The sequence below is a fragment of the Pollutimonas rozaliensis genome (assembly GCF_048751585.1).
GTDB lineage: Bacteria > Pseudomonadota > Gammaproteobacteria > Burkholderiales > Burkholderiaceae_B.
The window spans coordinates 257,490-277,233 of the sequence record NZ_JAZHOB010000004.1; the positions used below are offsets into that span (position 1 = coordinate 257,490).

General features: G+C 61.2%; 19 protein-coding genes and 1 riboswitch. Of the genes, 7 read left to right on the top strand and 12 right to left on the bottom strand.

What is annotated here, in order from left to right:
• Nucleotide 1 precedes the first annotated feature (1 nt).
• On the top strand, nt 2-1,534 hold the full coding sequence (gatA, locus tag V0R37_RS09440; protein ID WP_420374294.1) for an Asp-tRNA(Asn)/Glu-tRNA(Gln) amidotransferase subunit GatA: 1,533 nt from the start codon (nt 2-4) through the stop codon (nt 1,532-1,534).
• Complete coding sequence (gene gatB / locus V0R37_RS09445; RefSeq protein WP_420374295.1) at nt 1,534-2,988, top strand: Asp-tRNA(Asn)/Glu-tRNA(Gln) amidotransferase subunit GatB; 1,455 nt, start codon at nt 1,534-1,536, stop codon at nt 2,986-2,988. The genes gatA and gatB overlap by 1 nt, the downstream gene beginning before the upstream one ends.
• Before the next feature lie 2 nt (nt 2,989-2,990).
• On the opposite strand, the gene pyrE is transcribed toward gatB, so the two are convergent.
• Together pyrE and V0R37_RS09455 are read right to left on the bottom strand one after the other, a co-directional pair.
• Nucleotides 2,991-3,662, bottom strand: a complete 672-nt coding sequence (pyrE, locus tag V0R37_RS09450) for an orotate phosphoribosyltransferase (RefSeq protein WP_420374296.1) — start codon at nt 3,660-3,662, stop codon at nt 2,991-2,993.
• A gap of 35 nt (nt 3,663-3,697) precedes the next feature.
• Complete coding sequence (locus V0R37_RS09455; RefSeq protein WP_420374297.1) at nt 3,698-4,585, bottom strand: LysR family transcriptional regulator; 888 nt, start codon at nt 4,583-4,585, stop codon at nt 3,698-3,700.
• 204 nt (nt 4,586-4,789) lie between these two features.
• On the opposite strand from V0R37_RS09455, the gene V0R37_RS09460 reads away from it, so the two are divergent.
• From V0R37_RS09460 to V0R37_RS09470, 3 genes are all read left to right on the top strand, one after another.
• Complete coding sequence (locus tag V0R37_RS09460; RefSeq protein ID WP_420374298.1) at nt 4,790-5,197, top strand: DoxX family protein; 408 nt, start codon at nt 4,790-4,792, stop codon at nt 5,195-5,197.
• A gap of 54 nt (nt 5,198-5,251) precedes the next feature.
• Nucleotides 5,252-6,055 (top strand): DODA-type extradiol aromatic ring-opening family dioxygenase, encoded by an 804-nt coding sequence (locus V0R37_RS09465; protein WP_420374299.1) that lies wholly within the window; start codon nt 5,252-5,254, stop codon nt 6,053-6,055.
• 84 nt (nt 6,056-6,139) lie between these two features.
• Nucleotides 6,140-6,922 (top strand): exodeoxyribonuclease III, encoded by a 783-nt coding sequence (locus tag V0R37_RS09470; RefSeq protein ID WP_420374300.1) that lies wholly within the window; start codon nt 6,140-6,142, stop codon nt 6,920-6,922.
• Here the strand turns inward: V0R37_RS09470 and V0R37_RS09475 are convergent.
• On the bottom strand, nt 6,904-8,349 hold the full coding sequence (locus V0R37_RS09475) for an aminotransferase-like domain-containing protein (protein ID WP_420374411.1): 1,446 nt from the start codon (nt 8,347-8,349) through the stop codon (nt 6,904-6,906). The two genes, V0R37_RS09470 and V0R37_RS09475, sit on opposite strands and share 19 nt — an antisense overlap.
• Nucleotides 8,350-8,506: 157 nt before the next feature.
• Between V0R37_RS09475 and V0R37_RS09480 the strand changes: the two genes are divergently transcribed.
• A complete protein-coding gene (locus tag V0R37_RS09480) occupies nt 8,507-9,373 on the top strand; it encodes a DMT family transporter (RefSeq protein ID WP_420374301.1) in 867 nt (288 codons plus the stop codon).
• 76 nt (nt 9,374-9,449) lie between these two features.
• Here the strand turns inward: V0R37_RS09480 and V0R37_RS09485 are convergent, their stop codons facing one another.
• From V0R37_RS09485 to metX, 8 genes are all read right to left on the bottom strand, one after another.
• Nucleotides 9,450-9,644 (bottom strand): hypothetical protein, encoded by a 195-nt coding sequence (locus V0R37_RS09485; protein WP_420374302.1) that lies wholly within the window; start codon nt 9,642-9,644, stop codon nt 9,450-9,452.
• A gap of 59 nt (nt 9,645-9,703) precedes the next feature.
• Nucleotides 9,704-11,320: a diguanylate cyclase domain-containing protein gene (locus V0R37_RS09490; RefSeq protein WP_420374303.1), complete on the bottom strand. Its 1,617-nt coding sequence runs from the start codon at nt 11,318-11,320 to the stop codon at nt 9,704-9,706.
• Nucleotides 11,321-11,422: 102 nt separating this feature from the next.
• Nucleotides 11,423-12,712 carry a PepSY-associated TM helix domain-containing protein gene (locus V0R37_RS09495; RefSeq protein ID WP_420374304.1) on the bottom strand — a complete coding sequence of 430 codons (1,290 nt, stop codon included), beginning with the start codon at nt 12,710-12,712 and terminating at the stop codon, nt 11,423-11,425.
• An 11-nt stretch (nt 12,713-12,723) separates the two neighbouring features.
• The gene (locus tag V0R37_RS09500) at nt 12,724-14,922 is read right to left on the bottom strand and encodes a TonB-dependent receptor (protein ID WP_420374305.1); all 2,199 of its coding nucleotides are present in this window, start codon (nt 14,920-14,922) and stop codon (nt 12,724-12,726) included.
• Nucleotides 14,923-15,040: 118 nt separating this feature from the next.
• Nucleotides 15,041-15,655, bottom strand: a complete 615-nt coding sequence (locus tag V0R37_RS09505) for a trimeric intracellular cation channel family protein (protein ID WP_420374306.1) — start codon at nt 15,653-15,655, stop codon at nt 15,041-15,043.
• Between the two features lies 1 nt (nt 15,656).
• Complete coding sequence (locus V0R37_RS09510) at nt 15,657-16,901, bottom strand: muropeptide transporter (protein ID WP_420374412.1); 1,245 nt, start codon at nt 16,899-16,901, stop codon at nt 15,657-15,659.
• Nucleotides 16,902-16,913: 12 nt separating this feature from the next.
• Entirely contained in the window at nt 16,914-17,525 is a 612-nt protein-coding gene (gene metW / locus V0R37_RS09515) for a methionine biosynthesis protein MetW (protein WP_420374307.1), read from the bottom strand.
• Nucleotides 17,522-18,775 (bottom strand): homoserine O-succinyltransferase MetX, encoded by a 1,254-nt coding sequence (gene metX, locus V0R37_RS09520; protein WP_420374308.1) that lies wholly within the window; start codon nt 18,773-18,775, stop codon nt 17,522-17,524. Before metX ends, metW begins: the two co-directional genes overlap by 4 nt.
• Nucleotides 18,765-18,843: riboswitch (SAM riboswitch) on the bottom strand. It overlaps the preceding gene by 11 nt.
• Nucleotides 18,844-18,996: 153 nt before the next feature.
• Here metX and V0R37_RS09525 point away from each other — a divergent pair.
• Nucleotides 18,997-19,269 (top strand): LuxR C-terminal-related transcriptional regulator, encoded by a 273-nt coding sequence (locus tag V0R37_RS09525; protein WP_420374309.1) that lies wholly within the window; start codon nt 18,997-18,999, stop codon nt 19,267-19,269.
• Here V0R37_RS09525 and V0R37_RS09530 read toward each other — a convergent pair.
• Complete coding sequence (locus tag V0R37_RS09530; RefSeq protein WP_420374310.1) at nt 19,196-19,705, bottom strand: hypothetical protein; 510 nt, start codon at nt 19,703-19,705, stop codon at nt 19,196-19,198. The two genes, V0R37_RS09525 and V0R37_RS09530, sit on opposite strands and share 74 nt — an antisense overlap.
• Between the last annotated feature and the right edge of the window lie 39 nt (nt 19,706-19,744).

Below are 19,744 nucleotides of genomic sequence, written 5' to 3' on the forward strand. Positions count from 1 at the left end.
CATGCCAAGCACGCCATTACATACACAATTCGACAGCATCGCCTCGCTGCGCCAGGCACTGCAAGCGCGCGAGATCAGCGCGCGCGACCTGGCCGGCAGCGCGCTGGACGCCGCGCTGGCCCGCAGCGACCTGAATGCTTTCCTGCACATCGATCGGGAACTCACCCTGGCCCAGGCCGACGCCGCCGACAAGCAGCTGGCCGAAGGCCAGGCTGGCTCCCTCAGCGGCATACCCATTGGCCACAAGGACGTGTTCGTTACACAAGGCTGGCGCAGCACCGCGGCCAGCAAAATGCTGGAACACTACGTCAGTCCTTTCGATGCCACCGTGGTGGCCCGGCTGAAGCAAGCCGGCGCGGTCTCCATCGGCAAGCTCAATTGCGACGAATTCGCAATGGGTTCGGGCAATGAAAACTCCGCCTTCGGACCCTCCAGAAACCCCTGGGATACCGACGCCGTGCCCGGCGGATCGTCGGGCGGATCGGCGGCGGCCGTCGCGGCCGGCCTGGTCATGGCCGCAACCGGCACCGACACCGGCGGATCGGTGCGCCAGCCGGCGGCGCTGTGCGGCGTCAGCGGCATCAAGCCCACCTACGGCACGGTTTCGCGCTTCGGCATGATTGCCTACGGCTCCAGCCTGGACCAGGCCGGCCCCATAGCGCGGCACGCCCGAGACCTGGTCGAGCTTCTCGACCCCATGAGCGGCTTCGATTCGCGCGACTCGACCAGCCTGGAACAATGCGACGGCGCCCCGAACGCGCCCGGCCGCATCCGGGCGGACTTCGATGCCGCGCTCGCCGCCCAGCAATCGGCGGGCAGCCAGCCCCTGAAAGGACTGCGCATAGGCGTGCCTTCGGAATTCTTCAATGGCGGCCTGGCTCCCGATGTTGCCGCCGCCGTCGAATCGGCCCTGCAAACGTTCGAGTCGCTCGGCGCCCTGCGGGTCGGCATTTCCCTGCCGCGTACGGAACTTTCCATCCCCACTTACTATGTCATCGCACCGGCCGAAGCATCCAGCAATTTGTCGCGCTACGACGGTGTTCGCTACGGACACCGCGCTGCGCAATATCGCGACCTGGCCGAAATGACCAGCCGTTCACGCAGCGAAGGCTTCGGCGCCGAGGTGCTTCGCCGCATCATGGTCGGCACCTATGTGCTGTCCCACGGCTACTACGACGCCTACTATCTGCAAGCCCAGCGTGTGCGCCGCATGATCGTCAACGATTTCCAGCAGGCGTTTTCCAGCCACTGCGACGTCATCATGGGGCCCGTCACGCCCAGCGTCGCCAAGCATATCGGCGATAACCGCGAAGACCCCACCGCGGACTGGCTGGCCGACGTCTACACCCTGGGGGTCAGCCTGGCCGGCCTGCCCGCCATGTCGGTGCCCTGCGGCTTCGGCGGCGCCGGGCGCCCCCTGCCTATCGGGCTGCAGATCATAGGCAATTACTTCAGCGAGGGCCGCCTGCTCGCCGTGGCCGACCGCTACCAGCAAGCCACCGACTGGCATCAACGCAAACCGGAACAGCAATAATGGAATGGGAAATCGTCATCGGCCTGGAAACGCACACGCAGCTTTCCACCGAATCCAAGATATTTTCTGACAGCAGCACGCGCTTCGGCGCGGCGCCCAACACACAGGCCAACGAAGTCGACATGGCCCTGCCCGGCAGCCTGCCCGTCCTGAACCAGGGCGCGGTCGAACGCGCCATCCAGTTCGGCCTGGCTGTGGGCGCGCATATCGCGCCCCGTTCCATTTTCGCGCGCAAAAATTACTTCTATCCCGATCTGCCCAAAAACTACCAGATCAGCCAGTTCGAAATTCCGGTGGTACAAGGCGGAACCATCACTTTTTTCGTCGGCGATCAAGAAAAAACAGTCAATTTGACCCGGGCGCACCTGGAAGAGGACGCCGGTAAATCATTGCACGAGGACTTCACCGGACCGCATGGCGAATCGTCCACCGGCATCGACCTGAATCGGGCCGGCACCCCCCTGCTGGAAATCGTATCCGAGCCTGAAATGCGCTCGGCCGCCGAAGCCGTGGCCTATGCCCGCGCGCTGCACGGGCTGGTGGTCTGGCTGGGCATTTGCGACGGCAACATGCAGGAAGGCTCCTTCCGCTGCGACGCCAACGTCTCGGTCCGCCCCAAGGGCCAGGCCGAGTTGGGTACGCGCAGCGAAATCAAGAACGTCAATTCCTTCCGCTTCCTGGAGCGCGCCATACTGTACGAGGCGCGCCGGCAGATCGAGCTCATCGAAGACGGCGGCAAAGTCGTCCAGGAAACCCGCCTGTACGACTCGGACCGCGACGAAACCCGCAGCATGCGCAGCAAAGAAGACGCGCACGATTACCGCTATTTTCCCGATCCCGACCTGCCTCCCCTGATCATCGCCCCCGACTGGATAGAACGGGTACGGCAGGCCATGCCGGAACTGCCCGCCTCGAAACGGGCCCGTTTCGAAACGGAGCTGGGCTTGAGCGGCTACGACGCGGCGCAATTGACCATGGCCCGCGCCAGTTCCGATTATTTCGAGGAAATCGCCGCCCTGCTGCCCGAAGGCCAGGCCAAGCTGGCCGCCAACTGGGTTCTGGGCGAGCTTTCCGCCGCGCTCAATCGCGACGAAATCGACATCGGGCAAAGCCCGGTCCGCCCCGGCGCCCTGGCCGCGCTGATCGTGCGCATCATCGACGGCACCATCTCCAACAAAATGGCGCGCGATGTCTTTGCCGCCATGTGGGCCGGCGAGAACAACGGCGACCCGGACGCCATCATCGAGGCTCGCGGCCTGAAGCAGATCAGCGACAGCGGGGCCATCGGCGCCATGATCGACGAGGTGCTGGCCGCCAACCCGGCCATCGTGGAAGAGTTCCGCGCCGGCAAGCAAAAGGCGTTCAACTCCCTGGTCGGCCAAGTCATGAAAGCCGCCAAGGGCAAGGCCAACCCCCAGCAGGTCAACGACCTGCTCAAGGAAAAGCTGGGCTAGCCCTATACGCCGTAGCGGGCCCGGTAGGCCGCTACGGCTTCGCGGTGTTCGGCCAATTGAGCATCGCCGTCCAACAAGGCCATGATGTCGGCTAGCGACGCGATGCTGACCACCGGTATTCCGTAAGCCGCCGCGACGTCCTGCACCGCAGAATGCGCCGACAGCGCGCCGTCGGGCCCGGCACGCTCCATACGGTCCAGCGCAATCAGCACGGCGGCGGGCTCGGCCCCCGCCTGCCTGATGATTTCCACCGATTCGCGCACCGAGGTGCCGGCGGTGATGACATCGTCGATGATCACCACTTTGCCTTGCAGGGGCGCCCCCACCAGCATGCCGCCTTCGCCATGATCCTTGGCTTCCTTGCGATTGAACGCAAAGGGCACGTCGCGGGCCGCCATCGACGGGTGGCCGGCCAGCGCGACCGAGGTCGCCGTGGACAGCGGAATACCCTTGTAGGCGGGGCCGAACAGCATATCGAAGTGCAGGCCGGAGTCCACCAGCGCCTGCGCATAGAACTGCGCCAGGCGCCCTATCGACCGACCCGTATTGAAAAGGCCGGCATTGAAGAAATAGGGGCTGATCCGCCCTGATTTGACTTTGAATTGCCCAAAACGCAAGACTCCCTGATCCAGGGAGAAACGCACGAAATCCGTACGGTTGGAAGAGTCAGCCATCATTCAGCCAGGAAGAGGAAAGCCAACATTATCGGTCATAACGACCCATTGCCCAACGATTCGGCCAGGAAATCGATGAAGGAGCGCACTTTCGAGGTCAGGTACCTGCGGCTTATGTAGCTGGCATAAAGTTCGTAAGGCAATTGACGATACTGCGGCAGAATCTGCACCAGCGCGCCGGACTTCAAGTCGTCCTCGACCAGCCAGCCCGGCAGAAAACCTATCCCCACCCCTGCTCGCACCGCATGGTAGGAAAAGGTGGAATCGTCGGATTTCATCGCTGGATCCAAACGTATCCGGACCTTTCCCTTGGGTCCCTCGAACTCGAAGGCATCGGTATTCAGGTAATTGGGCACGATGCCCTTATAGCGGGATAAATCGGTAATCGTTGCCGGCATTCCGTCCATCAGATAACTGGGCGACGCCACCAGATAGAAGCGTATCCCGCAAATTCGCCGGGCAATCAATTGCGGCGAAGGGTCCCGGGTAACGCGCAAGGCCAGATCGTACCCTTCCGCCGCCAGGTCGACCTTGCGATTCGTAAACCGCAGATCCAGCACGACCTCCGGGTGCCTGCGCCTGTAGTCCGCCATTAGATGGACGATGCGCGGATTGGCAAACCAGACCGGCGCCGTTACCTTCAGCGTGCCGCGAGGAGCCTCGACACCGGTACCCAGCGCCGCAGCGGCCAGCTCAAGCGTTTCAAGGGCATTGCGGCATTGCTCGTAGTAAAGCGCGCCGGCTTCCGTCAGGCTGATCTTGCGGCTGCTGCGGTTCAACAGGCGGGCACCCAGCTCGCGCTCCAGATGGGCCAAATGCTTGCTTGCCATGGGAGCCGATATGGAAAGCCGCTCGGCGGCCGCCACAAAACTGCCTGCATCGGCGATCTCGCGAAACACCCGCAGGCTGACCAAGGTATCCATTGTTTCCTAAAAAGAAATGAATCAATAATAAATAGGCTATATATTTCCTATTATTATTCTATTAAACTTTCTTGCTGTAAATCATTGACATATCCGTTCGTCAACGAAACCATCTTTCAACCGGCCGGCCATCGACGGTCAATGTCCAGCCTTTAGCAAGCAGCATCTTTTCAACGCGGCACCATCAAACCTACGGGGATTACTATGACGACCAATTCATGCACTATCTGGGCTCCACGTGTATTGAGCATTTTGCGTATTGTGACCGGCTATTGCCTGCTGTGGCACGGAACCTCAAAGTACTTCGGCATGCCCGGCAACGCCATCGAAGGCTTGCAGATCTTTTCCTTGATGGGCATTGCGGGACTTATTGAGCTGATCGCAGGCGTCCTGCTAATCATCGGCCTGTTCACGCGCAGCGCCGCGTTCGTCGCATCGGGCTTTACGGCAGCCGCCTACTTCATCGGTCACGTCGCCGGCAAAGGCATGTTGCTCTTCCCGGTCATGAACGGCGGCGAAGCGGCCGTCCTGTTCTGCTTCATCTTCTTCTACCTCATCTTCGCCGGCCCCGGCCCCTGGAGCATCGACGCTTTGCGCGGCAAATCGGAATAAGCCAGCATTCTTTACACCGTTCCCGGCCAGCGCCGGGAACGGTTCGGACTAGATATGAAACTGCCCACTTACTTTATTTCGCACGGCGGCGGCCCCTGGCCCTATATGCCCGACATGCAAGCCAGCAATGCGGCGCTTGCCGCCTCGCTGGCCGACATTCCGGCGCAGATCGGCGACAAACCCAAGGCTATCCTGATGGTATCGGCACACTGGGAAACTCCCGGTACATTCATGGTCATGGCCGCGTCCAAGCCGCCCATGGTCTACGATTACTATGGGTTTCCAGCGCATACCTACGACATCCAGTATCCCGCTCCCGGTGCGCCCGACCTTGCCGACCGCGTCCTGCAGTTGCTTCAGGCCGCCGGTCTGCCCATCCAGAAAGACAGCCAGCGCGGTTTCGACCATGGCGCCTATGTACCGGCCTTTGTCATGTACCCCGACGCCGACGTGCCTATGGCGCAGTTGTCCATCGATGCGCATTACGATCCGGAAAAACACATGGCGCTTGGCCGCGCCCTGGCCCCTTTGCGCGCCGAAGGCGTGCTGATCATAGGCAGCGGCCTGAGCTACCATAACCTGCGCCAAATATACGGCGGCGGGGCCGAAGCATCGGCGCAATTCGATGCCTGGCTGCAAAAAGTCCTGCTGCACAGCCCGACGGAACAGCGTGCGCAGTCGCTTGCCGGCTGGGAGAGCGCGCCGGCGGCTCGGCTGGCCCATCCCAGGGAAGACCACCTGATCCCTCTTATGGTTGCAGCAGGCGCGGCCGAAAATGAAGCCGTAACCTGTGTGTACCACGAGACCCAGGCCTTCGCCGGCATCACCGCATCGAGCTTTCGCTTCGGGGCCGTCTAAGCGGTTGCCCGCAACACGATCGCGCCGCATAAGGTGCTGTATCGGTTAAAGTCTATGCTTTGACCGATACAGAGTAGCCATACGATGCTCCGCGTAATATCCGCCAATCTCAACGGCATCCGCTCCGCCGTCAGCAAGGGCTTGCTTGACTGGGTTGCCACCCAAGACGCCGATTTCATCTGCCTGCAGGAATTGAAGGCGCAGGCCGACAACATGACGGCCGAAATGCTTAATCCCCCCGGCTATTACGGCTATTTCCACTATGCCGAAAAGAAGGGCTATAGCGGAGTTGGCGTTTATGCACGCCGTCAACCGCTGCAAGTCATCGAAGGCCTGGGCGTGCCTGAAATCGATGCCGAGGGCCGCTATCTGGAACTCGTCTATGACACGCTCTCGATCATCTCGGTATATTTGCCGTCGGGCTCCAGCGGCGATCACCGCCAGGCGGCCAAGTTCGTATTCATGGAGCATTTCTTTGCCCATTTGACCAATCTGGTCAAATGCGGACGGCAAGTCATCCTGTGCGGCGACTGGAACATCGCCCATAAGGAAATCGACCTGAAGAACTGGAAGGGCAACCTGAAAAACAGCGGCTTCCTGCCCGAAGAACGCGCCTGGCTGACACGCGTATTCGATGAGATCGGCTGGGTGGATGTGTACCGCCGCCTATACCCCGAGGCAACCGGGGATGCCTATACATGGTGGAGCAATCGCGGCCAGGCCTGGGCCAAGAATGTGGGCTGGCGCATCGACTACCAGATCGCCTCGCCTGAAATCGCCGCCACGGCGAAAACGGCCTCCATCTATAAAGAACAGCGCTTCAGCGACCATGCGCCGCTGACGATAGACTACGAAACCACGCTATAGCTGGCGCCATGCGGCTTGGGAGCAGCATCCTTGGCCGCCTGCCCGCGCCCTTGGCCAGGCCGGCTCAGCAACCGCTCCAGCACATCGAATAGACGCGAATCTTCCGACTGCGCCACATTGAAGCGCAAAAACGATCCGGCCGACTGGGACAAGCTGAATACATTTCCCGGCGCGAGCACTACTCCATGATCGAGCGCCCGGCGGCTAAGCGTCAACGCGTCGACGCCGTCGGGCAAGCCGCACCACAGAAACATTCCGCCCCGGGGCCGCATCCACGGCTGTATGCCCAAGGTCGCCAGCCGCTCGGCCGCCGGCCCCATCGCATGCGCCAGCCGCAGGCGCAAGCCTTCGGTGTGCCGTCGATAGCTCCCTTCGCTCAACATCCGATGAACCAGCTCGGCCGATAGCCGGCTGCCGCCGAATGTCGTGGCTATCTTCAGGTCCGCCAGGGCGTCTATCCATTCGGGCCGGGCGGCAATATAGCCGCAGCGCACCGAGGCCGAAAGCGTCTTGGAAAAGCTGCCCACATGCACCACCCGATTCAAGCCATCGAAGGCGGCCAGGCGCGGCGACGGCTCCGGTTCGAAATCGGCGAAGATGTCGTCCTCGATGATGGTCAAGTCATACTGCTCGGCCAGCTTGAGCACGCGGTGGGCCGCCAGCGGCGAAAGCGCCGCGCCCGTGGGATTGTGCAGCGCCGAGTTGGTCAGGTACAGGCGCGGCCGGTGCTCGGCAAGGGCCCGCTCGAAACGCGGCAGATCCGGACCCGTCGGCGTATACGGCACCCCCACGACCCTGGCATGGTGCGCACGCAGCAAAGCATGGAAATTGAAGTAGCAGGGGTCATCCACCAGCACGGTATCGCCCGGCTCCAGCAGAAATCGGCACAGCAGATCCAGGGCTTGCGTACCGCAATCGGCCAGCAGAATCTGGTCGGGCGCGGCATCGATCGCGCTGTCATGAAGCCGGCGGGCCAACAGTTTCCTTAGCGGTGCAAAACCCAAAGTCGTGTCGTAGTTGGCCAATGCTCCGGCATCGGCTTTGGCAAGCGATCTCAAGGCGCGGCGTATGCTGTCCTGGGGCAGCCATGACGGCGGCAGCCAGCCGCAACCCGGCTTGAGCAGCCCTTCTTCAGAGTCCAGCGCCTGGCGGGCCACCCATAAGGGATCGATCTCGCGATCCAGCCTGGGGCCGATATCGGTCAGTGACAGGGGGGGCGTGGGCGCCGATACGTAGAACCCCGAACCCCTCCTGGCAAAGATCGTCCCCTCCGCCGCCAGGCGATCATAAGCGTCGACGACCGTCGACTTGGACACTTTCATATAGCCGGCCAGAGCGCGTATGGACGGCAGCCGGGCTCCGGTAATCAACTGGCGCCCGGCAATGCGTTGATGAATTTCGCGCATGACATGCGCCGTCAGCGTCATAGCTTCCAATGTGACCTCCGGGTTTCCATCACTGTATTTTCTGGACTGTACTTATATATGTACCAGTACGGATTTTTATAATTGTACTGATGTGTATCTGGTAAGACGAAACGGAAAGAATCATTATTCCAGCCATTGAATCAAAACAGGGGAAATAATGCGTGACGCTTCCAAGGGCTGGATGAACGGACTGGTGGGCGTGGCCATCTTCAGCGGATCGCTGCCCGCCACCCGTGTGGCGGTGGCTGGTTTCGATCCGGTATTCCTGACGGCGGCCCGGGCCGCCATCGCGGGCATGCTGGCTCTTGCCCTGCTTATCATGCAGCGCAGCGGGCGCCCCTCGTCACGGGACATGGCCAGTCTGTCGACCGTGGCACTGGGCGTGGTTGTCGGATTCCCGCTTTTCTCGGCGCTGGCCCTGCAACACATCACAGCGGCGCGCTCCCTGGTCTTCATCGGCCTGCTGCCCTTGTCCACCGCCATTTTCGGCGTCATACGCGGCAAGGAACGGCCTCGCCCCGCTTTTTGGCTGTTCGCGATCCTGGGCAGCGCCTGCGTGGCGGGATTCGCCCTGGCGCAGGACGCCCATTCCTCGTGGCGCGGCGACCTGCTGATGCTTGGCGCCATCCTGACTTGCGGCTACGGATACGCGGAGGGCGGGCGCCTATCGCGCCATATGGGGGGCTGGGAGGTGATTTCCTGGGCGCTGGTGCTGTCGCTGCCCTTCATGGCGGCCCTGGGCATCGCCACGCAGCCGCAAGCATGGCGGCAGATAGGCATGCCCGCCTGGATAGGCCTGGGCTATGTGTCCTTGTTCAGTATGCTGATCGGCTTTATTTTCTGGTATCGCGGCTTGGCCCAGGGGGGCATCGCCGCCGTGGGCCAATTGCAATTGCTGCAACCGTTCATGGGTTTGGCGCTGGCCGCCGCCATCCTGGGAGAAAGCGTCAGTTTGCCCATGATGGCCGCAACGGTTGCCGTAGTGGCTTGCGTGGCGGGGACGCGCATCTTTGCCAAGAGGTAGCGGCCTGAAAGCAAACGGCGCAAGCATATGCTTGCGCCGAATGTATGCAGGCCTAAAAAAGCCGATGCGCGGAAAACTAGGCCGTCACGTGCAATTGCGTTCCCACCGAACCAAAAGTGGCCAGCTTGGGCATGGAGTCCATGATGCTGGCAATGGTCTGAGCCTGATTGTCGAGCACTTTGCGCAACAGGACATTTTGCTGCTCTTGAGCGGCATTGAATCCTTGAAGGCTTAAGGCGGCACTGACGGTGCTCTCGACAGACATATCCATGGCGACTCCGGTTGGGTAAAGAAACCAGCGTCCAGCATAACGGAGGCCAAACGCATTGTCTAGTCGAAAAAACAGATCCGCAAGCGGCCAGCCCGCTTGGCCTGATACATGGCCGTATCCGCCCGCGTCATCAATTGCGATCCCGAAACGGGCTGGCCGGTATACAGCGCCACCCCTATGGATACGCCAAGCGTGAACTGGTGATTGCCGACAGTATGAGGCGCACAGATCGAAGCCATATATTGCCGAGCCAGGCGCTCCGCATCCGGGCGGGGGTCCGCCAGATTGGCCAGCAGTATCACGAATTCATCCCCGCCCAGGCGCGCCACCGTATCGGAACGCCGCCGCCCCTCGAGAAAGCGCCGCGCCACCTGGATCAGCACGGCATCGCCCATGGAATGGCCGAACTCGTCGTTGATGGGCTTGAAACAATCCAGGTCGCAAAACAGCAGAGCGAAACTCGTCCCATTGCGCTTGGCCAGATCCAGCGTGTACTGCAGGCGGCTTTCCAGCATCTGCCGGTTGTACAGGCCCGTCAGCGTATCGTGGTGCGCCAGGAAAGACAGGCGCTCTTCCCTTTCTTTAAGCACAAGCTCGTTCGCGCGCAATTTCGCCAATAGATAATTGAAGCCGCGCACCAGGCCGCCGACCTCATCGTCGCGTACGATGGGCAAGGCCTCCAGCGGGCGCTTTCCATCGGCCATTTCCCGCATGGACTGAGCGCTTTCGGTAAGAGGCCGCAATATGCGCGGCAACAGCAGCAGCAAAAGCAGCATGACCCCTATCACAGCCACCGATGTGCTCTGCACGACCAAGATCCGGAACTCATTCACCGGACGGAACGCCTCTTGCGTGGGTATGCGCGCCACCACAAACCAGCCGGTGCCGGGTACGCTGGCCATGGCGGAAAGCTCCTCAACCCCTTGTGCGTTGACCGTTACGCCGGTGCCGCGATAGCCGGCCATCGCACGGTCGTGCAGCAGGTTCACTCCCGGCGGCGGCGTAGGCTGCAAGATCATCTTGGGCACACTGGAACTGATAAAAAGCTGATCCCCAGGAGAAATCAATAAGAAGCCCCCGCGATGGCCAAATTGATTCTCTTGTATGTCGCGCAAAAAACCGTCTGCGCTCAGGTCCGCGATGCCTCCCAATACCGCTACAGGCTGATGGCTGTTGTTCCGGACCGCCGAGCTCACGATAATGATCGGCTGGCCAGTCACGCTGGAGCGCTCAGGGCGGCTAAGAATCGATATATTGCTTGCCAGCGCGGCCTGAAACCAGGCGCTATCCGAAAAATCCTGTTTTTCTTCCGGAGGCCAGGGCCCTTCGCCGACCGCTATCCGCTTGCCCTGAGGATCGACAAGAAATATTCCACCGGCGAAAAGCGGATTCAGGCGGTGGCGCTCGTGCAGCCACTCCTGCAATGGCTTGGGCTGGCCAAGCAGTTCCGCAGGCAGTGTGCGCGCCAGCTCGGCAATGAATTCCCGCCGGCTTCTGACGCTATATTCGACATCGCGCGCAATATACGAGGCGATGGCAAGCTGCTGATCGTCAATAAGCTGATGCAGCGTGTCTTGTGCGAATGGAAGCGCGACGATGAACCGAAAAACGATATTCGCAAGCATCAGCCCGGCGCCCAGGGCGAGTATGCGAAACTTTATCGTCTTGAAATTCATCCTGCCATCGTGCCGAGGACATAGGAAGCCATTTACGTATACCAGGAGAAACAGTCAGATATATATGAACACAATTCCAACTGTTTTGCTATCCCGCCGACATTACAGATTGGCGACGCCATCGTAAGTATCACGCCCTGCCGCCTGCTTGCGGGCGCGGCGCTTGCGCGCCCAGATCACTATTCCGGTAATCGACAGCATGGCCACCACGAGTCCCATCAGCGACATCATGACCCGGCCCGGGAAGCCCAGGATGCGGCCCGAATGCAAGGGAAACTGCAATTGGACGAAGATGTCCGCCGCCGTGCCCTTCCAGGGCAGGTAGTCGCCCAGATAACGGCCGTCCGTGCCGTCGAAATACATATTCGCTATTGCCATGCCGCCACTGCCATGATCGGCTCCGGGATGGAAGAAGGCAATGCTATAGAAGCCCAGATTGCGCGCATAGAAAATGCCGCCGGGCGGCCGCTCCCAGTCTTGCCGGCCGGCCTGCTCGCGGGATAGTTCCAGCGCCTGTCCGAAACCGATACGCGGCTCGATGGGTTGATTCAACGGCGACATGGGGCGCGTTTCGAATGGGCCCGGCGTCACTTGGGAAACCAGGGACATGGCGGGGAAGAACACCTCGCGGTACAGGTTCAGCGAAAACGACGTGAAGGCAATGACAAGAATGACGCCCCACACCCACAGCCCGGCGGCCCGATGCAAGTCGAAATTCAGCTTGTAGCCGCCCGCTGCCCAACGCACGCGCCAGGCCGGCATCCAGCGTTGCCACCAACCGCGGCCGTTCGAGGGCAGCGGCGCGTCCGAATTGACCAATCCGCCACGGGCCCCCGCCTGCTTGCGGCGCTGCGGCAAGGTAAGGTATAGCGCCACAAAGCTGTCCAGCAGCCAGACCAGGGCAACAATGCCCATGAATTGGTAGCCCCAGCGGTCGGAACCCCAGAATGCGGGGATGTGCAGGCTTTCATGCAGGTCGCGCAGAAACGGCATCAGGGCGCGCCTGGACAGCGACACTTCGCCGGCATCGCGCCTGCCCACAATGGCCGCCGTTACCGGGTCGACGAATACTTGCGTATAGTCCAGCGAGTACGGCTTGCCCGTGGCAAGGTCGATACGCGGCTGCACCAGATAGGTGGCGGCATGCCCTTCCTCGAAATGCAGGGGCACATACACCACCTGGGCATGCGGGTCGTCGGCCTCGATGACATCGATCAGGTCAATGGGCGAACGGAACTCGCCCTGGCTTTCGATCTTGTACAGATCGCTGTTCAGCCATTCATCGATCTCGTGCTCCCACGAAATCACCGCGCCGGTCAAGCCGGAGACGATCAGAAACAAAGCAATGAACAGCCCGGCCCAGCGGTGTATAAGTGTCGCAAACAATCTCATGAAAATGCCGATCAGTACTGCAATGAAGCCGACAGCATGACGGTGCGCGGCGCGCCCAGGACCAGGTAGCCGGCGCCCGGATAGCCGCCTGCCGACGCCCAGTAGTTCTTGTTGGCGACGTTGACGACATTGGCGCGCAGCGTCAGCAGGTGTCCGTCAAGCTCCGTAAGATAGCGTGCACCCAGGTCGAAACGCGTCCAGGCCGGCAGTTCCTGCTTATTGGCCGCATCGGCATATTGGGACGAGGTATACACCGCCTGCCCCGTCAGCGTCAGGCCGCCGGTGCCCGGAACATCCCATTCCAGGCCCAGATTCGCCATGGTCCTGGGCACGCCGATGGCGCGATTGCCATCGTTGATGCCGCCCACCGTGCTGACCTGCTTGGCATCCAGCAAGGTTACGCCGCCCAATACCCGGAAGCCGCGCACAGGTTCACCGTAGACGCTCAGCTCCGCGCCGCGGTTGCGCTGCTTGCCGTACACGCCATAAACCAGCGATTGCGGGTCGACATAAGCGGAAGGTTGATCCGAGGTGAACAGCGCCAGGCTGCCGCCGATTTTGCCGCCGTCGTATTTGATGCCGACTTCCTTCTGCTTGGTCTGGACTGGATCGAAGGTAGTGCCGGCGTTCATGACCGGACGCGCCGGAAAGCCTGATGTATTGGGCGCCGCGCTTATCTGGGACAAGCCCTCGATGTAATTGCCGTAGAACGAGATCTGGTCGCTGGCCTTGACGACCAGGCCCGCCACCGGCGTTACGCGGCTGGAAGTATTCGAAGGCCCGTTGGACGCGCCCGTGTTGTAGTTGAACGACCTGCTGGAAATCTTCTGGTGACGCAAGCCGGCCGTGAACAGGACCCTGTCGTCCCAGAAGGACATGGTATCGGCGATGGCGAAGCTGGTGGTGCGTATGCTATCGGTCAGCAGCGGGCTCCCCAGGTCTCCGCCGACGAGGCTCGGCGTTTGCGGCAGCGCCACACGCGCCGGATCATACAAATTCGAATTCCCGCTGTCCGCATAGAACACATAGGCGTTGCGGCTGTCCCAGCGATAGTGGTTGGCGGACGCGTTGATGGTGTGTCCGACGCTGCCGGTATTGAACTTTGCCCTTATGCCTATTTCGCCCGTCTTTACGATATCCTTGCGCGCGAACTTCGACCCGGACACGGTCATGTCGCCCGCCTGATTGATCACCTTGGGCGTGGACATGAAGGAAGACTCGTCGCTGCTGCGCCCACCCACCGCCGCCCACGTGGTGACCTTGTCGGTAATGTCGAACTCCCCGCGTATCGTGCCGAACAAGTCGCGTTCGTTGGAATAGATATAGCCCGGCCCCAAATTGGTGCCGGCATTGGGCGCGGACGGTATGGGCAGGCCCGCATCGACATTGATGCTGGGCTGGGGATCCTTCAAGCGGTGATCCTGCCACCCCAAATCCGCCGACAGCCGAACACGCTCGCCGCGCCAGTCCAGCCCCAGGCCGAAGGCGCTCAATTCACGCTTTTCGTCGCTCACGGCCGTACCGCCGTCGCGGCGCACCGCATTCAGCCGGATGCCGGTGCTGTCGTCCGGACCGAAGCGCCTTGCCAGGTCCACCGCTGCGGACCCTTGATTGCCGCTTTCCCAACCCAGCGTCAGTTCGGACAGCGGCTCATTCGGCGCCCGCTTGGGAACCACGTTGATGGAGCCGCCCATGCCGGAGTTGCCCGGTGCCGCGCCGTTCAAGAAAGCATTCGCCCCGCGAAACACATCCAGCCGCTCGATGAATTCGCTGGCCAGATACTGGCGCGGCAACAATCCGTAAAGCCCGTTATAGGTTATGTCATCCGAAAACAGCGGAAATCCCCGAACCATGTAAACCTGCTGGAAATTGCCGAAGCCCCGCGCATTTCGCACACCGGGATCGTTCTGCAAGATGTCCGCGACGCTGGCCGCCTGCTGGTCCTTGATCAATTGATTGGTGTATTGCGTGCTGTTGAACGGGCTATCCATGGTATCCAGATTGCCCAGCAAACCCATGCGCCCGCCGCGCGACACCTGTCCGCCGGCATAGGCGGGCAACAGGCCCTCGGCGGAGGCATCGGCGCTGGACTGCACGGTAACGGGCGCCAAGGTCTCGACCGATGTGTCCGCCGAAGAGGTTTGCGCATAGACCGGAGCGCCCGCAAAGGCGGCGATGATCGCCGCGTGCAGGTATAGGCGTGTTGGCATGATGGGCCTGGATAGAAATTGATATTGAGAATGATCCGCATTATTACGCAGATCAACTCCGCAGGTCAATGCCGCTCGGCCGCGACTTGGTTCAGGGCGACTCGTTGGATAAGATGGCTCAGCGCCATTCGTCGCGGTAAACGAACTTGGGCATCTGCCAGTTAAAGCGCAGCGCCAGCATGCGCAGGGCCAAGCCCGCCGACATGGACGCGATCATCGAGAGATTCAGACCGACTCCCAGATGCTGCGCGCCTATGAACAAGCCGCCTGTCAATACCGAAACGCTGGCATACAGCTCCTTGCGCAACAGCAGGGGAATGTCGTTGCACAGGATGTCGCGCAGCATGCCGCCCGCGCAGCCGGTAATCATGCCGCTGATGAGCACCACCGTAATGGGCAGTTCCATGCGCAATGCGATCTGACAGCCGATTACAGTAAAGACCACCAGCCCCAGGGCATCCAGCCACAGGAAAAGACTGCGCAAGCGCCGCATGACCGGCGCGATCAAGGCGGTAAGCAACGCCGCCCCCGCCGTTATCCACAAGTACTCCGGATGCAGCACCCAGGTTACCGGGTAATGGCCCAGCACCACATCGCGCAAGGTGCCGCCGCCCAGCGCCGTCACACAGGCAATGATGCAAACCCCTATCCAATCCATGTCGCGCCGGCCCGCCGCCAGGGCGGCGGTCATGGCCTCCGCGGTGATGGCGATCAGGTACAGGGCCAGCAGCATGTCAGGACACCGTATCCAGGCTGTCGATCTCGGCCTTGCGCAAGCGCAGCAGGATCAGGCCCGGCAAGGCGATCAGCACCGTAATCACAAAGAAGCCCGGCCAGCCTATCGACTCGACCAGGGGCGGCGTCAATGGACCGGCCAGGTAGGTGCGCCCCACCGCCGACAATGCCGAGAGCAAGGCAAACTGGGTCGCTGAAAACTCCTGCTTGCACAAGGCCATCAGCAAGGCGACAAAGGCGGCCGTGCCCAGGCCGCCGCACAGATTCTCCACCGCCACGACCAGCGCCATGGAATAAACGTGAGGCGGCGTTACCGCCAGCACCCAATAGCCGAAATTGGACACGGCCTGCAAAAGGCCGAACAGCATCAAGGAACGGTACAGGCCCAGCCGCGCCATGATGGACCCACCGGCCAGCGCCCCGACGATGGTGGCGGCAAGGCCGAACACCTTATTGATGGTTCCCACTTCCGAAACGCTGAAGCCCGCGCCGCGCAGCAAAAAGGTGGTCGACAGCGCCCCGGCGAACGCATCGCCCAATTTGTAGAGCACGATGAGCAGCAAGATGGTGAGGGCGCCGCGCCGCTTGAAAAATTCGACCAGCGGCTCGACCACCGCGACGGCCAGGGATCGCGGCGCGCGTGCCACCACTTCAGGTTCCGGGGCCAGGACGGTGGCAACGGCGCACACCGCCATGAAACCGCCCATCAGGAAATACATGTTCCGCCAGCCCAGCCACTGATCGGCCAGCACCAGGGCCAACCCTCCGGACACGATCATGGCCAGGCGATATCCCAGCACTTTGACAGCCGCCCCCGCCGCCCGCTCTTCCTTGCGCAGCACATCGGTGCTGTAGGCGTCAAAGGCGATATCCTGAGTCGCCGACAGGAAGGCCACCAATACCGCCAGCGCGGCCAGCAAGCCCAGGTGTCCGGCGGGTGAAAACAGGCCCATGCAGGCGATGGCCGCCGCCAGCAATATCTGCGTGAAAAATATCCAGCTGCGCCGGCGGCCGAGAACGGGCGGCGCATACCTGTCGACCAGCGGAGCCCAAAGGAACTTCAAGGTGTATGCCGTTCCGATCAGCGTCAGAAAGCCTATGTTCTGCAGCGATACATTATCAACGGTGGCCCAGGCCTGGAGCGTTCCACTGGTCAAGGCCAACGGCAACCCACTTGCGAACCCCAGCACCAGAAGGGGAATCACGCGGGGGCTGGCGTAAACGCTGGAAAATGTAGCGATGATGCACCTCTCTGATCAGTTGGGGGATTCGAAGCGATACACCGCCAGGGTACTGCGCCAGCCAGGCAAGAACTTGATTTCCTTGTTGCCGTTGAAGGTGGCCAGATGCGTTATGCGCAATTGCAGCGCAAGCGCCAGCGCCTCAAAATCCTTGAGCGTGCATAGATGGATATTCGGCGTATCGAACCACTGGTAAGGCATCTCGCCGGTTACCGGCATGCGCCCCCGCAATATCGACCAGCCGTGCGGCCAGTAACCGAAATTGGGGAAGGAAACTATCCCGTAGCGCGCCACCCGCGCCATCTCTCGCAATATATGCTCGGTGCGATGCATGGATTGCAGGGTCTGCGAAAGCACCACCGTGTCGAACTGTTGGTCGTCGAACAGCGCCAGGCCCTCTTCCAGGTTCTGCTGGATCACCTGCACGCCGCGGCGCACCGACGCAATCACATGTTCGTCGTTCAGCTCGACGCCGGCGCCGACCACTTTCTTGTCGGCCTGCAGATAGGCCAGCAAAGTGCCATCCCCGCAGCCCAAGTCCAGTACACGGCTTTCCGGCTCTATCCAGCTTGCAATGCGTCTAAGGTCGGCGCGTACATGGCGCGGCGCCACAGTTGACTGGCTCACGCTAGCACTCCTGTTGTCCGGGTTCGCTCGGGCAACCCCAGCTTGGCAGCGATCCGGTCGTAATAGCCCTGCACCACGGCGTGATAGCGGGCATCGTCCAGCAAAAAGGCATCGTGGCCATGCGGCGCATCGATTTCCGCATATGTTACGGGCCGCTTGTTTTTAAGCAGCGCTCGCGCAATCTCGCGCGAGCGGGCCGGTGGAAAGCGCCAGTCCGTGCTGAAGGAAACCAGCAGGAAATCAGCCTGGACGCCTTGCAGCGCACGCGCCAGGTCGCCGCCATGGTTGCGCGAGGGATCGAAATAATCCAGTGCGCGCGTAATCAATAAATACGTATTGGCATCGAAATAAGTGGAGAACTTCTCGCCCTGGTAGCGCAGATAGGACTCGACCTCGAATTCGACGTCGTAGCCATAATGGAATTCGCCGTTGTCGGCCGGCGCACGCTGGGTGCGGCCGAACTTGGTTGCCATGTCGTCATCCGACAGGTACGTAATGTGCCCCACCATCCGGGCCACCGACAAACCGTGTTTCGGCACCCTGCCGTGTGCGTAGTAATCGCCGCCATGAAAGTCCGGATCGCTGATGATGGACCGCCGGGCCACTTCGTTGAAGCCTATATTTTGGGCCGACAGGCGCGGGGTGCTGGCGATCACAACACAATGCCCTATGCGTTCCGGACAGGTTATGGCCCAGCTCAGGGCCTGCATCCCGCCCAGAGAACCGCCCATCACCGCCGCGAACTTTTCAATCCCGAAATGATCGGCAAGCCTGGCCTGCGCACGCACCCAGTCTTCGACCGTCAGCATGGGGAAAGCCGCGCCCCAGGGCTTGCCGGTTTTCGGATTGATGCTGGCCGGACCAGTCGAGCCGAAGCACGATCCAATATTGTTCACGCCAATCACAAAAAAGCGATCGGTGTCCACCGCCTTGCCGGGCCCGACCATGTTGTCCCACCAGCCAATGTCCCTGGGATCGTCGGCGGCAATGCCCGCAACATGGTGGGATGCGTTCAGGGCATGGCAAACCAGCACCGCGTTGCTGCGTTCCTGATTCAGCACGCCATAGGTTTCCACAGCAAGCTCGTAGCTGGGCAGAACCTGGCCGCTGGTCAATGCGAGCGGCTCGGTGAACGATATATATTGGGGGGATACGATGCCCACCGAACCCGAAGGCGTGGTGGAAGGCAGGATTTCCGCAGTAGCGGGCACGGCGATAGGGGAAATGACGGTTGCGGATAGTTCGGCCATATGGACCTCTTTAGCTGGATTTATGAGGCGCCCGCAAGCAGATCAAGCAAATCGGCGCTGTTTCAGGCTGTTATTTTATCACTCCTGCCAAACACGGCTTTTCGCAGACCGGACTTGCTGCCGCTGCGCTTTTATCCAGGACGGTTTTACCCGGATGATAAAACTTGATACATTCCATAAATAAATGTAAATAATACCGGAGATATAAGGAGGAGTCGCCCATGAAGCCGCTCACGCAACGGGAGGTGTCGTGCCTGCAATGGGCGGCGCTCGGCAAGACCAGCTGGGAAATGGGAATGATCCTGGGCCTTACGGAAAGAACCATCAATTTCCATATCCATAATGCCTGCCGCAAGCTGGGCGTCCATGGACGGCAAGCCGCCATCACTGCCGCCTTGCAGGCAGGCTTGCTGCCAGGCCTTATCGGGCCGGTTTCACACCCTGCAAAAACTCGGCGGCCTGGCTCTCGGGAAACCGATCCCGCGCGGCGGTAACAATCCCTTCCGTCAAGCCTTGCTCCGTCAGCCAGGCCCTGGCCTGCAAGGTGATTGCGCCGCTGGGAGACTGGCCCTTCACGGTGAACGATTCTCCTGGAGCCGGCAATGCCTTGGGCGGCTCCTGGCCCAGATTCCTGTATAACGATCCCACCACGGCCAAGGCGAATTCCTTGCGCCCGGCCTCGTCCGCCCGCAAAGCGTCGGGCAGCGCCGCATAGGCCACAGTAAAGAGAGCGTCGTCCACCGTCACGCTGGTCATGCTGAAGGTAATATCGTGCCCGGAAAACTTCAGGCGGCGTTCCTGAGTCACCGGCTTGTCGGGGAAAAAGGCCGTCACGGCGCCATCGCCCACGGTAAGCTGCCGCCAGTTGTATTGCGGCGAACATGCCACCAACAGGCTGGACAGCAGCATAATCACACCTATACGTATCACGGCCACACCTCGGGTAAAATCGCCAGCGACAGACACTTC